The following is a 13,305-nucleotide window of genomic DNA, read 5'->3' on the forward strand; positions in this document are numbered from 1 at the left end:
CGCCCCGGTCCCGCTGGACGCCGGAATAGTTGACTCGGCAAGTATGTTGTGCGGGGCGATCCGGGGACTGGCGCCCGGGACCGAGTGAGGAGCTGGCGATGCAGTTCGGGATCTTCAGCGTGGGTGACGTGACCACCGATCCGACGAACGGACGGGAGCCGTCCGAGGCGGAGCGGATCAAAGCCATGGTCGCCATCGCGTTGAAGGCGGAGGAGGTCGGTCTCGACGTCTTCGCCACCGGTGAGCACCACAACCCGCCGTTCGTGCCCTCCTCACCCACCACCATGCTCGGGTTCGTCGCGGCCCGGACCAGTCGGCTGCTGCTCTCCACCGCGACCACCCTGATCACCACCAACGACCCGGTGAAGATCGCCGAGGACTACGCCATGCTCCAGCACCTGGCCGACGGCCGGGTCGACCTGATGATGGGTCGGGGCAACACCGGACCGGTGTACCCGTGGTTCGGGCAGGACATCCGCAACGGCATCCCGCTGGCGATCAACAACTACGACCTGCTGCGCCGGCTGTGGCGGGAGGACGTCGTCGACTGGGAGGGCAAGTTCCGCACCCCGTTGCAGTCGTTCACCTCGACGCCCCGGCCGCTGGACGGGATCCCGCCGTTCGTCTGGCACGGCTCGATCCGCAGCCCGGAGATCGCCGAGCAGGCCGCGTACTACGGCGACGGGTTCTTCGCCAACCACATCTTCTGGCCCAAGGAGCACACCCAGCGGATGGTGGGCCTCTACCGGCAGCGGTTCGCGCACTACGGCCACGGCGACGCCGACCGGGCCATCGTCGGCCTCGGCGGCCAGGTGTTCATGCGGCGCAACTCGCAGGACGCGGTACGCGAGTTCCGGCCGTACTTCGACAACGCGCCGGTCTACGGGCACGGCCCGTCGCTGGAGGACTTCACCCGGGAGACCCCGCTGACCGTCGGCAGCCCGCAGCAGGTGATCGACCGCACCCTCACCTTCCGGGACTACGTCGGCGACTACCAGCGGCAGCTCTTCCTGGTCGACCACGCCGGACTGCCGCTGAAGACCGTACTGGAGCAGTTGGACATCCTCGGCGAGGAGGTCGTACCGGTGCTGCGGCGGGAGTTCGCCGCGCTCCGCCCCGCGCACGTACCCGAGGCACCGACGCACGCGTCGATGAAGGCCGAGCGGGACGCGGCGGCCGAGGCGGGGGCGGTCCGATGACGGCCCGGACCCTCGTGGTCGTCTCGGCCGGGCTACGGGTGCCGTCCTCCACCCGGCTGCTCGCCGACCAGCTCGCCTCGGCCACCGGCGCCGAACTCGACCGCCGGGGTGTGCCGGTCCGGACCGAGGTGGTCGAGCTGCGCGACCTCGGCCACGACGTGGTGAACCACCTGCTCGCCGGCTTTCCGTCGGAGGCGCTCAACCGGGCACTGGAGACCGTCGCCGCCGCCGACGGTCTGATCGTGGTGACCCCGATCTTCAACGCCTCCTACAGCGGACTGTTCAAGGCGTTCTTCGACGTGCTCGGCGACGACGCCCTGGTCGACCGGCCGGTGCTGATCGGCGCGACCGGCGGCACCGCCCGGCACTCGCTGGCGCTCGAACACGCGCTGCGGCCGATGTTCAGCTATCTGCGCGCGGTGGTGGTGCCGACCTCGGTCTTCGCCGCGCCGGAGGACTGGGCCGGCGGCAGCGCCCAGGGCACGCTGCGCGGCCGGATCGACCGGGCCGCCCGGGAACTCGCCGAGCAGGTCGCCCGCCGCGAACCGGCCGAGGCCGTCGACCCGTTCCGGCTCACCACGACCTTCGACCAACTGCTGACCGGCGACTGAGGTTCCATCCGGCGCGGCTCCGGCGACTGAGCTCCGCCGGCCCGGCTGACGGGGGTGCCCGGGGCCCGGCCGGTGCGGGTACGTCCGGTTGAATGTCCTGATGATCCCACCGGTGCCCCGGGCCATCACGCAGGCCACCGTCCGTGCCGTCGAGGCGGTCCGGGCGCAGGACCCGGACGCGCTCGACGAGGCGGCCGGCGACCTCGCCCTGCTCCCCGGCGAACAGGTCGGGCTGGTGCTCGGCGCGGTGCTGCGACTGCTGCTGGAGCAGGCGCACCCGGACGGGCTGGCCGGGGAGGACGTGCAGGCCGTGCTCGTGCGGTGTGCCCGGAGCAACGCCGGCTGGCTGCCGGGACTGGACGTCGGGGTGCTGGCGCTGCTGCTGACCGGCGCGCTCGGCGTACACCAGATGGCGGACGAGGCACCGCCGCCCGATCCGGCGGCGGTGGCCCGGCACGCCCCGCTGCTCGTCGCCGACCTGCTCGCCGTCACCGGCGGAGCGGCCGGCGACTACCTGGCCGCCGCACTGTCCGAGATCGCCGTCGCGGAGACGATGGAACTGCCGTGACCCGGTGCCGATGCGCTGCCTCGGTACCGGTCAGGCCGGGCCACCGCCCGGCCTGACCGGGTGGTTCAGTGTCCGACGGTGTCGGAGTCGGCGGCGGCCTGTTCACCGCGGTCGAGCGCGGAGAGCGCGGCGACGTCCTCCGGGGCGAGCGTGAAGTCGAAGACGTCGATGTTGCTCTTCATCCGGTCCGGCGAGGCGGTCTTCGGGATCGGGACCAGCCCCAGGTCGAGGTGCCACCGCAGCACGACCTGCGCGGGCGTCCGGCCGTACCGGTCGGCCAGCCCGGTCACCACCGGGTTGGCGAGGAGTTCGCCGCCATGCCCGATCGGCCCCCAGGACTGGGTGGCGATGCCGTGCTCCCGGTGGTACGCCCGGGCGGCGTCCCGGGTCAGCGTCGGGTCCAACTGGATCTGGTTGACGTCCGGCGTCACGTCCGTCGCGGCGCGGATCCGGTCGATGTGTGCCGGCTTGAAGTTGGACAGCCCGACGGCCCGTACCCGGCCGTCCCGGAGCAGGTCGGACAGGCCCAGGAAGGCGTCGACGTACCGGTCCTGCCAGGGCATCGGCCAGTGGATCAGGTAGAGGTCGAGGTAGTCGACGCCGAGCTTGCCGATGCTGTCCTGGAACGCCTCCCGCACCCTGTCCCGACCGTGCCACTCGCCGTTCAGCTTGCTGGTGACGAAGAGTTCTTCCCGGGGCACCCCGGAGGCGCGCAGGCCACGGCCGACGCCCACCTCGTTGCCGTACTTGTAGGCGGTGTCGATCAGCCGGTAACCGACCCCGATCGCCTCGGCGACGGCCCGCTCGGCCTCGGCGTCGGACAGCGGCCAGGTCCCGAAACCGAGCTGCGGTATCCGGGCACCGTTCGCCAGCGGAAGGGTCGGCACGGTCGGCTCTGCGTTCATCTGGTTGATCTCCTGCGGTCCAGTCCGGCCCAGGGGTGCGGGCCGGTGCGGTGCGGCGTTCCTCCAGATCAACCTACTCGCGCCGGCGTACCGGCCGTCAGGGTGGCGGTGCCGGGGAGCCGAGGTCAGGCGGGCCCGTCGACCAGGTCGAGCAGGGTACGGGTCAGGGTGTTGCGGGCCAGCGGCACCTTGAAGGCGTTTCCCGGCAGCGGCCGGGCCTGCGCGAGTTCCGCCTCGGCGGCCGCCCGGAACCGGTCCTCCCGGGCCGGGCCGCCGCGCAGCAGCTCCTCGGCCCGGGTGGCCCGCCACGGCTTGTGCGCCACCCCGCCGAGCGCGATGCGGACGTCCCGGACCGTACCGTCCGCCACGTCGACCGCCGCCGCCACCGAGACCAGCGCGAACGCGTACGACGCCCGGTCGCGTACCTTGCGGTAGCGGGACCGGGTGCCGAAGGAGAGTGCTGGCACCTCGATCGCGGTGATCAGTTCACCGTGTGCCAGTACGGTGTCCCGGTGCGGTTCGCCGTCCGGCAACCGGTGCAGCTCGGCCATGGGAATGCGCCGCGCGCCGGCCGGACCCTCGGTGTGCACGGTGGCGTCCAGCGCAGCGAGTGCGACCGCGAAGTCCGACGGATGGGTGGCGACGCACTCCGATGAGGTGCCGAGGATCGCGAGTTCGCGGTGATATCCGTCGATCGCCGAGCAGCCGGTGCCGGGATCCCGCTTGTTGCACGGGGTGGTGACGTTCTGGAAGTACACGCACCGGGTGCGTTGCAGTAAATTTCCGCCGGCGGTCGCCAGGTTGCGCAGTTGGCCGGAGGCACCGGAGAGCAGTGACTGGGAGAGCACCGGATAGCGCCCCCGGACCAGTGGATGCGCCGCCAGCTCGCTGTTCGGGGTGGCGGCGCCGATCCGGATGCCGCCGCCGGGTAGCTCCTCGACCTGGTCGGAGGTGAGCCGGCGTACGTCCACCAGCAGGTCCGGCGTGGCCACGTCGAGCTTCATCAGGTCGACCAGGTTGGTCCCGCCGCCGAGGAAGGCGCCGTTCGGCGAGCCGGCGAGCAGCGCCACCGCACCGGTCACGTCGTCGGCGCGGGCGTACCGGAAGGGCTTCATCGCCGGGCCAGTTCCTGGATCGCCGGCACGATGTTCGCGTACGCGGCGCAGCGGCAGAGGTTGCCGCTCATCCGTTCCCGGATCTCGTCGGCGTCCAGCCTCGCCCGGCCCCCGTCGCCGGCGGATGCACCGTCCACGGTCACCGCGCTCGGCCAGCCCGCCTCGGCTTCCCGGATCATCGCGACGGCCGAGACGATCTGCCCCGGCGTGCAGTAGCCGCACTGGAAGGCGTCGTACTGGATGAAGCAGCGCTGCATCGGGTGCAGTTCGCCGTCGGGTGCCAGGCCGGCGGCGGTGACGATCTCGGCCCCGTCGTGTGCCACCGCGAGGGCGAGGCAACTGTTCACCCGCCGCCCGTCCAGCAGGATCGTGCAGGCGCCGCACTGCCCGTGGTCGCAGCCCTTCTTCGGGCTGGTGTTGCCCAGCCGCTCCCGCAGGGTGTCGAGCAGGGTGGTCCGGGTGTCGACGGTCAGCCGGTGATCGGCCCCGTCCACCCGGAGGTTGACCTCGGCATCCATCCTTCCGGCCTCCTCGTGGGATCGAGTCGCGGATGAACACCCCCCAAGCTAACGACACCAATGCGGCAAAGGGGCGAAATGCGCAAAGCCACTCGCAACGCTCCGTACGCCTTCGGCGCGGCGGTGCCGACCGTTCGCCCCGGCACCCCGGCCACGGTGCCGACCGAGCGTGTGGCGGGCGCCGGGCGGGGGTAGGCGACAATCGACGCCATGCGGTTCGGCATCCTGGGCGCGACCGAGGTGTACGCGGGCGACGGCCGGCGGCTCGTCGTCGGTGGCCCGCGCCTGCGCGCCCTGCTGGTGCTGCTGCTCCTCGACGCCGGCCGGGTGGTCTCGGCGGACCGGCTGATCCAGGGCCTGTACGGCGACAGCCCGCCGGCCCGGGCCGCGAACGCGTTGCAGTCCCAGGTCTCCCGGTTGCGCCAGGTGCTCTCCGGCGTCGGCGGGCCGGAGCCAGGCGTCGACGGCGGGTCGGAGCCACTGGTGGAGTTCCATCCGGCGGGGTACCGGATCGCGGTGGACCCGGAGGACGTCGACCTGCACCGGTTCACCCGGCTGGTGGCCGAGGGTCAGCGCGCGCTGGCCGGTGGTGACCTGCGGCACGCCGTCGAGCTGCTGCGCGCGGCGTCGCGGCTGTGGCGCGGGGAGCCGCTGGCCGACGTCCGGGAGGCGCCGTTCGCCTGGGCCCAGGCGGTCCGCCTCGACGAGCTGCGGCTGGCCGCCGTCGAGGACCGCGTGGCGGCGGAACTCGACCTTGCCGGGCCCGGACCCTCCGTGGCCGAGCTGCGCGAGCTGGTGGCGGCGTACCCGCTGCGGGAGCGGCTGCGCGGCCAGCTGATCCGAGCCCTGCACGCGGGTGGCCGGCGGGCCGAGGCGCTGGCCTCCTTCGAGGAGGCCCGCCGGCTGCTCGCGGAGGAACTCGGCACCGACCCGTCGCCGGAGCTGGCCGCGCTGCACGTGGCCGTGCTGCGGGACGATCCCGCCCTGCTCCCGCCCGGGCGCCGTCCCGGCCCGGCCCGGCCGGTGCCCGCCGGTCCGACTCCTGCCGATACGGTCTCCGCTCCGGCGCCCGCCGGGACGGTCGCCGGTCCGGTGCCTGCCGGCGCGGCGGCCCCCGTCGGCGGGCCGCCCGGTCCGGTTGCCGAGCCGTCCCGTCCGGCCGTCGGGCTGCCCGGGCAGCTCAGCAGCTTCGTCGGGCGGGAGGAGGAGCTGGGCCGGGTCGGCAAGCTGCTCGGTGAGGCGCGGTTGGTCACCCTGCACGGTCCCGGTGGTGCCGGCAAGACCCGGTTGGCGATCGAGGCGGCCGGTCAGCAGCCCGGCGAGGTCTACCTGGTCGAACTCGCGGCGGTGACCGCGGGCGCGGACGTCGCCTCGGCGGTACTGGCCGCGCTGCACCTGCGGGACGCCGCGCTGCGCGGCCAGGGTGGTCCCCGGGACGCCGCCGACCGGCTGGTCACGGCGCTCGCCGAGCGGAGCCTGCTGCTTGTGCTGGACAACTGCGAGCATCTGGTCGCCGACGCCGCCCGGCTCGCCGCCCGGTTGCTCGGCGCCTGCCCGAAGGTGCGGGTCCTGGCGACCAGCCGGGAGCCGCTCGGGCTCACCGGCGAGGCACTGTGCCCGGTCTCCGGACTGACCCTGCCACCGGCCGAGACGACCGCCGAGGCGGCCCCGGCGTACGCGGCGGTCCGGCTCTTCGTCGAACGGGCCGCTGACGTGTCGCCGGGATTCGCCGTCGGTCCCGACAACCTCCCCGCGGTACTGCGGATCTGCCGTACCCTCGACGGCCTGCCGCTCGCCATCGAGCTGGCCGCGGCCCGGCTGCGGGCCCTGCCGGTCTCCGAGGTCGCGGCCCGGCTCGACGACCGGTTCCGGCTGCTGACCCGGGGCAGCCGGATCGCCCAGCCGCGGCACCAGACGTTGCGCGCGGTGGTGCGGTGGAGCTGGGACCTGCTGGACGAGGCCGAACAACGGCTGGCGCGCCGGTTGACGGTCTTCGCCGGCGGCGCTGACCTGGACGCCGTCGAGCGGGTCTGCGAGCCGCTCGACGCGGACGTGCTCGACCTGCTTTCCAGCCTGGTCGACAAGTCCCTGGTGGAGGCGGGGGGCGGGCGTTTCCGGATGCTGGAGACGGTGCGCGCGTTCGGTGCCGAACGGTTGGCCGAGGCCGGCGAGGCGGACGAGCTGCGCCGGGCACACGCGGCGTACTTCCTCGAACTGGCCCGTGCCGGCGACCTGCGGCTGCGGGGCGCGGACCAACTGGACTGGCTGCGCCGGTTGGACGGCGACCGCGACGACCTGCACGCCGCGTTGCGCCGGGCGATGGCCGGCGGGGACGTCGCGACCGCGCTGAAGCTGGTCTCCGCGCTGTCGTTCTACTGGTGGCTGCGCGGCCTGCGGGGTGAGGGGGCGGCGCTGGCTGCCCAGCTCGTCGAGCAGCTCGACGGCACCCCGCCACCCGACCTCGCCGAGGAGTACGCGCTCTGCCTGCTGCACGCCTCGCTCGGCGGGTACGGCTCGGGCCCGCAGGGCGTCGAGCCGGCCGCCACCATCCTGTGGAACCTGGGCCGGCCGCCCCGGCAGCCGTTTCTGCTCTATCTGTCCGGGGTGGCCAACGGTCCACCACCGGAGCTGGTGGAGACCATGCTCGCCACCCCGGAAGGCTGGGCCGGACTGCTCGGAACCGACCCGTGGAGCCGGGCGCTGGGGGCGCTCGGCCTGGGAACGGTCTGGATGCTCGGGGGCCGGTACGAGGCGGCGCGCGCCAAGCTCGGCGAGGCGTTGGCCGACTTCCGGACCCTCGGAGAGCGCTGGGGGACCATCCTGGTGCTGACGACCCTGACCGAGCTGGCCTACCGGCGCCGCGACCACGCCCACACGGCACTGGTCGACGAGGCGCTGCGGCTGGCCGACGAACTCGGCTCGACGCTCGACATGACCGAGCTGTTGCGTACCCGGGGGGACGGCCGGCTCAGCGTCGACGACCTGGAAGGGGCGGATGGCGACTACCAGCAGGTGGTGGAGCTGGCCCCGCCGGCCGGGGCGCCGGAGTTGCTCGCCGCCGCTCACCTGGGGCTCGGCGAGATCGCCCGGCGGCGCGGCGACCTGGACCGGGCACGCCGGCTGTGCGAGCAGGCGCTGGCGGAGTGCCCGACCGGCTGGTTCGGCGCGGAGGGGATCCGGCTCGCCGCGCTGGTCGCCCTGGGGCAGATCCTGGCGGCGATCGGTGACACGGTCGGGGCCCAGGCGAAGTTCCGTCAGGTGCTGCGCGCCACCGTGGGGGTCTGGGAACTGAGTACCCTCACGATCGCGGTCGACGGCCTGGTCGGACCGGTGCTTCGCCGCGGCGACGCCGAGCGGGCCGGCCTGCTGCTCGGCGCCATCGCGGTGTTGCAGGTCGGCGTCGGCAGCGCCGGGGCGATCGACGCCGCGCCGGTCGCCGCCGCCACCCGCGCCCGGCTCGGCGACCCGGCGTACCAGCGCGTGCTGGCCCGGGGCGCGGCCCTGACCCGGGAAGAGGCGCTCGCGACGCTCGACATAGCCTGACCGGAGGCGATGGCGCCGGCGGCGGACGAGGCGGCGGTGGTGGTGCGTGGCCGGTCAGCGGGGCCGTCAGCGATCGGTGCGTGACCGGTCAGCGCGCCCGGCGACCGTCGGGGCATGACAACACAGACATCAGCGGTCGTGGCCGAGGGACTGCACAAGCGGTACGGCGCGACCCGGGCCCTCGACGGGTTCGACCTCAGTGTGCCGGCCGGCACGGTGTGCGGGCTGCTCGGACCGAACGGCGCCGGCAAGACCACGGCGGTCCGGATCCTCTCCACGCTGCTGCGCTTCGACGCCGGCCGGGCCTGGGTGGCCGGGTACGACGTGGTTCGCCAGCCCGACCTGGTCCGTGGGGTGATCGGGTTGACCGGGCAGTACGCGGCGGTCGACGAGGTGCTCAGCGGCCGGCAGAACCTGATCCTTTTCGGTCGGCTGCACCACCTGCCGGCGCGGGTGGCCCGGCGCCGCGCGGACGAGCTGCTGGAGCAGTTCGGGCTGACCGGCTCGGCGGGCAAGTCGGCGGCGGAGTACTCCGGCGGGATGCGCCGCCGGCTGGACCTGGCGGCCAGCCTGATCATGGCGCCCCGGGTGCTCTTCCTCGACGAGCCGACCACCGGGCTCGACCCGCGCAGCCGCAACCACCTCTGGTCCGCGGTGCGGAGTCTGGTCGCCGACGGCACCACGGTGCTGCTCACCACCCAGTACCTCGACGAGGCGGACCAGCTCGCCGACCGGATCCTGGTGGTCGACTCCGGGCGGGTGGTCGCGGAGGGCACCTCGGCCGAACTGAAGGCGCGGATCGGGGCGGACCGGATCGAGGTGGTGGTCCGGCACGCGGCGGAGCTCGGCACCGCCGCCGGGATCGTCGAACGTTCCTCCGCCGGGCCGGTGACGCTCGACGCGGAGATCCGCCAGCTCAGCGCCCCGGTCGTGGACCGGGTGGCGGCGCTCGGCGACGTGATGCGGGCGCTGCGGGACGCCGGGGTCGCGGTCGAGGACATCGGGTTGCGCCGGCCCACCCTCGACGAGGCCTTCCTGCACCTGACCGGGCACCAGCCTGCGGCGGCGCGGCCGACCTCGGCGGAGGTGCCGGCGTGACCGGGCGGGGTGCGGGCCGGCCGGGCGGGTACGACGACGAGTGGAACGAGGTGACGGCATGACCAGTACGTTGCAGGCGCAGCACCGGACGCCGGAGGTGTCCCCGGCCGGGCGGACCGCCGGGCGGGCGGCCGGGCCGCTGACCCGGTTCCGCTGGGCGGTGGCCGACGGCTGGGTGATGACGGGCCGGAACATGGCGCACGTGATCCGGTCGCCCGAGGAGATCGTGATCTACTTCAGCCTGCCGATCATATTCGTGCTGGTCTTCGGTTACGTCTTCGGCAGTGGCATGGCGGTGCCCGGCGCGGGCAGTTACCGGGAGTACCTCCTGCCGGGGGTCTTCGTGATGACCATGCTGTACGGCCTCGGCGCCACCGCCAGCGGCATCGCCATGGACGTCAGCCGGGGTGTGGTGGACCGGTTCCGGTCCATGCCGATGGCCCGGACCGCGCTGGTCACCGGGCGGACCGGTGCCGACCTGCTCCGTGCGCTGCTGGAGATGACCATCCTGGTGGTCTGCGGCCTGCTGGTGGGCTGGCAGTGGCGCAACGGCGTGCTCGACGCCCTCGCCGCGGTGGGGCTGATCCTGCTGCTGCGGCTCGCGCTCACCTGGGTCGGCATCTTCCTCGGCCTGATGGTGCCGAATCCGGACACGGTCGGGGTGATCGTCTTTCCGCTGGCCTTTCCGCTGACCGCGCTCTCCAACGTCTTCGTCGCACCGGACCTGATGCCGGACTGGCTGGGTGCGGTCTCGTCGTGGAACCCGCTGTCGGCGACGGTGGCGGCCAGCCGGGAGCTGTTCGGCAATCCCGGGACCGGTGGGGACTCCTGGGCGGCGCAGCACCCGACAATCCTGGCGGTCGGCTTTCCGCTGCTCCTGATCGCCATCTTCGCGCCGCTGGCCGTCCGGCGCTACCAGCGGCTGAGCCGCTGACAGCGGACCGCGTACCGCCGCGCGCCGGGGGATAGCGCTCGGAGGGCGCACGGGGGGATCCGGCCCGTATCCGCACGTCTGGCGGGTACGGGCCGGACCGCGTGCGGGCGGCGGCGCCGGTCACCGCCGCTGGGAAGCCGGTGCGGGCGGGAGATCGTGTCGCGAGCGGCTCAGGAGGCGCCGAGGTGGGCGTCGAGCAGCGCCGAGGCGGTGAGCGTGGCCAGCCCGTCCAGTCCGGCGCCCTGGGTCACGGCCCGGCTGGCCGACCCGTCGTAGACGATGGTGAGCTGCCTGGCCAGCGTCTCGGGGTCGCGGGCACCGGCGAGCCGGGCCTGGCCGGCGAAGAAGTCGGTCAGCCGCTGCTTGTAGTCCCGGGCGATCACGCTGGCCGGATGGTGCGGGTCCCGGAGTTCGACCGCGGTGTTCAGGAACGGGCAGCCCCGGAACTCCGGTGACCCGGACAGCTCGTCCAGGTGGGCGAAGACGGCGAGGATCCGGTCGCGGGGGCCGAGTCCGGACGTCTCGTCCGGCAGGTGTGCCGCGACCACCGCCGGGCCGCACGCGGCAAGGCTCTCCGCCACCAGGGCGTCCTTGGTCTCGAAGAGCTGGTACATGGTCCGCTTGGAGACCCCGGCGACCTGGCAGAGCCGCTCGACCCCGGTGGTCGCGATGCCCTCCCGGTGGAACAGTTCGGCCGCCGCCCGCAGTAGCCGGTCTCGGGGCGTCGCCTGGTCGGTGGTCGAGGTCATGTTCGCAGCCTACCCCGGGACTTGCGAGTGGAAACCGATCGGTTTACGGTGGTGGAAACCGATCGGTTTCCTACTCCTCGGAGGTCCCACCATGCAGGTCAAAGATGCCGTCGTACTCGTCACCGGCGGCAACCGGGGGCTCGGCCGGGCCATCGCCGCCGAGGCCCTGGCCCGGGGTGCCCGCAAGGTCTACGCCACCGCCCGCGATCCCCGTACGGTCACCAACCCGGACGTCGTGCCGCTGGCCCTGGAGGTGACCGATCCCGAGTCCGTCGCCGAGGCCGCCCGGCAGGCACCCGACGTCACCATCCTGGTGAACAACGCGGCCGGCCTGGTCGCCGCCAACTTCCTGGACTCGCCGGTGCAGGACGTCCGCCGCGAGTTCGAGACGAACTTCTTCGGTCCGCTCGCCGTGACCCGGGCCTTCGTGCCGGGCCTGGTCGCCGCCGGTGGCGGTCACATCCTCAATATCCACTCGGTGCTCTCCTGGGTGGCGATGTCCGGCTCGTACGCCGCCTCCAAGGCGGCGCTCTGGTCGATGAGCAACTCGCTGCGACTGGAACTGCTCGGCAGCGGGGTCGGGGTGACCGGGGTGCATGTCGGGTACGTCGACACGGACATGGTCGCGCACGTCGACGCGCCGAAGGTCGCACCGGACGACGTGGCCCGGCAGGCGCTCGACGGCGTCGAGGCCGGCGCCTTCGAGGTGCTCGCCGACGACGTCACCCGGCGGGTGAAGGCCGGACTCTCGGCCGACCTGGCCGCGCTCTATCCGCAACTCGCCGGCGCCTGATCCGGCCCCGGATCGTCCGGGGAGGAGTTGGCCGAGGTCGACGGGGGGTACTCGACCGGATTTATCGGCGACTTGACGCGAAATGGATCTGCCCTTTATCGTCGTGGCGACGAAAACAGGGGAGGTGGCGCGTCATGGCCGACGTGACCAGGCGGCTGTTCCTGCGACACCTGCGCGGGGCGCCGACCACGTGGGTCCGGCACTCCGTGCGGGGCAGGGTCCGGCACGAGGGAGTCGGGCAGTCCTTCTGGTACCGGCCGCTGGTCGGCGTACTGAGCGAGGTGCCGGTCGACGACCGCGAGCTGCCGCTGCTGTTCCACGCCCGGACCAGCGACTTCGCCGACGTCACCGTGCAGGCCACGGTGACGTACCGGATCGCCGACCCGGCGCTGGCGGCGAGCCGGCTGGACTTCTCGGTCGACCCGCACAAGGGCGTCGCCCGGGCCCGCCCACTCGACCAGGTCGCCACGCTGCTGGCCGAGCTGGCCCAGCAGCCGGCGCTCGACCTGCTGGCCCGGGTGCCGCTGGCCGAGGCGCTCACCGACATCGCCGCGGTCCGCGAGGCGGTCTCGGCGGCGCTGCGCGACGAGGCCCGGCTGACCGACGTCGGTGTCGCGGTGGTCAGCGCCCGGGTGGTGGCGGTGCGGCCCGAGCCGGAGATGGAGCGGGCGCTCCAGACGCCGACCCGGGAGACGGTGCAGGTCGAGGCCGACCGGGCCACCTACGCCCGGCGGGCGCAGGCGGTCGAGCAGGAGCGGGCGATCGCCGAGAACGAGTTGCAGAACAAGATCGAGCTGGCCCGCCGGGAGCAGCAACTGGTGGAGCAGCACGGCGCCAACTCCCGGCGCAAGGTCGAGCTGGAGGCCGCCGCCGAGCTGGCGGTCGCCCAGGGCAAGGCCGAGCGGGAGAAGGTGGCGAACGCGGCGGCCGCCGAGCGGGCCCGGGTGCTGGCCGCCGCCGAGGCGGAGAAGGAGCGCATCCTCGCCGGAGCCAAGGCCGACGGGGTACGCGTGGTCGGGCTCGCCGAGGCCGACGCGGAGGCGGCCCGGCTGGCGGCGTACCGGGACCTGCCGCCGGAGGTGCTGCACGCGCTCGCACTCCGCGAGGTCGCCGGGCACCTGCCCGAGATCGGCCAGCTCACCGTCACCCCCGACGTGCTGACCGGCCTGCTGGGCCGGCTGTCCCGGTGACCGGCACCGCTCCGGTCACGAGGAGGCCGGGCAGCCGCCCGTCGGCGCTGGACGGCCGCCGGTCGAGGATGTGCAGCCATGC

At 73.6% G+C, this 13,305-nt stretch carries 12 protein-coding genes; 8 read left to right on the plus strand and 4 right to left on the minus strand.

The window, feature by feature from the left end:
* Positions 1–98 precede the first annotated feature (98 nt).
* From AAH979_RS02690 to AAH979_RS02700, 3 genes are all read left to right on the plus strand, one after another.
* Positions 99–1,199 (plus strand): LLM class flavin-dependent oxidoreductase, encoded by a 1,101-nt coding sequence (locus AAH979_RS02690; protein ID WP_346256365.1) that lies wholly within the window; start codon positions 99–101, stop codon positions 1,197–1,199.
* The gene (locus AAH979_RS02695) at positions 1,196–1,810 is read left to right on the plus strand and encodes an FMN reductase (protein ID WP_346256366.1); all 615 of its coding nucleotides are present in this window, start codon (positions 1,196–1,198) and stop codon (positions 1,808–1,810) included. Before AAH979_RS02690 ends, AAH979_RS02695 begins: the two co-directional genes overlap by 4 nt.
* 100 nt (positions 1,811–1,910) lie before the next feature.
* Positions 1,911–2,378 (plus strand): hypothetical protein, encoded by a 468-nt coding sequence (locus tag AAH979_RS02700; protein ID WP_346256367.1) that lies wholly within the window; start codon positions 1,911–1,913, stop codon positions 2,376–2,378.
* 65 nt (positions 2,379–2,443) lie between these two features.
* Here the strand turns inward: AAH979_RS02700 and AAH979_RS02705 are convergent, their stop codons facing one another.
* From AAH979_RS02705 to AAH979_RS02715, 3 genes are all read right to left on the minus strand, one after another.
* Positions 2,444–3,283, minus strand: coding sequence for an aldo/keto reductase (locus AAH979_RS02705; RefSeq protein WP_346256368.1), 840 nt, complete (start codon positions 3,281–3,283; stop codon positions 2,444–2,446).
* Between the two features lie 125 nt (positions 3,284–3,408).
* The gene (locus tag AAH979_RS02710; RefSeq protein WP_346256369.1) at positions 3,409–4,398 is read right to left on the minus strand and encodes a xanthine dehydrogenase family protein subunit M; all 990 of its coding nucleotides are present in this window, start codon (positions 4,396–4,398) and stop codon (positions 3,409–3,411) included.
* Positions 4,395–4,916 carry a 2Fe-2S iron-sulfur cluster-binding protein gene (locus AAH979_RS02715; RefSeq protein ID WP_346256370.1) on the minus strand — a complete coding sequence of 174 codons (522 nt, stop codon included), beginning with the start codon at positions 4,914–4,916 and terminating at the stop codon, positions 4,395–4,397. Before AAH979_RS02715 ends, AAH979_RS02710 begins: the two co-directional genes overlap by 4 nt.
* A gap of 210 nt (positions 4,917–5,126) precedes the next feature.
* Here AAH979_RS02715 and AAH979_RS02720 point away from each other — a divergent pair, with 210 nt between their 5' ends.
* From AAH979_RS02720 to AAH979_RS02730, 3 genes are all read left to right on the plus strand, one after another.
* Complete coding sequence (locus AAH979_RS02720; RefSeq protein WP_346256371.1) at positions 5,127–8,459, plus strand: BTAD domain-containing putative transcriptional regulator; 3,333 nt, start codon at positions 5,127–5,129, stop codon at positions 8,457–8,459.
* A gap of 114 nt (positions 8,460–8,573) precedes the next feature.
* Positions 8,574–9,557 (plus strand): ATP-binding cassette domain-containing protein, encoded by a 984-nt coding sequence (locus AAH979_RS02725; RefSeq protein ID WP_346256372.1) that lies wholly within the window; start codon positions 8,574–8,576, stop codon positions 9,555–9,557.
* Positions 9,558–9,615: 58 nt separating this feature from the next.
* The gene (locus tag AAH979_RS02730; RefSeq protein WP_346256373.1) at positions 9,616–10,491 is read left to right on the plus strand and encodes an ABC transporter permease; all 876 of its coding nucleotides are present in this window, start codon (positions 9,616–9,618) and stop codon (positions 10,489–10,491) included.
* A 170-nt stretch (positions 10,492–10,661) separates the two neighbouring features.
* On the opposite strand, the gene AAH979_RS02735 is transcribed toward AAH979_RS02730, so the two are convergent.
* Positions 10,662–11,240: a TetR/AcrR family transcriptional regulator gene (locus AAH979_RS02735; protein ID WP_346256374.1), complete on the minus strand. Its 579-nt coding sequence runs from the start codon at positions 11,238–11,240 to the stop codon at positions 10,662–10,664.
* A 91-nt stretch (positions 11,241–11,331) separates the two neighbouring features.
* Between AAH979_RS02735 and AAH979_RS02740 the strand changes: the two genes are divergently transcribed.
* Together AAH979_RS02740 and AAH979_RS02745 are read left to right on the plus strand one after the other, a co-directional pair.
* On the plus strand, positions 11,332–12,033 hold the full coding sequence (locus tag AAH979_RS02740) for an SDR family oxidoreductase (protein ID WP_346256375.1): 702 nt from the start codon (positions 11,332–11,334) through the stop codon (positions 12,031–12,033).
* Between the two features lie 134 nt (positions 12,034–12,167).
* Entirely contained in the window at positions 12,168–13,223 is a 1,056-nt protein-coding gene (locus AAH979_RS02745) for an SPFH domain-containing protein (RefSeq protein ID WP_346256376.1), read from the plus strand.
* Positions 13,224–13,305: the final 82 nt, after the last annotated feature.

Source organism: Plantactinospora sp. ZYX-F-223 (assembly GCF_039649625.1).
GTDB lineage: Bacteria > Actinomycetota > Actinomycetes > Mycobacteriales > Micromonosporaceae > Plantactinospora.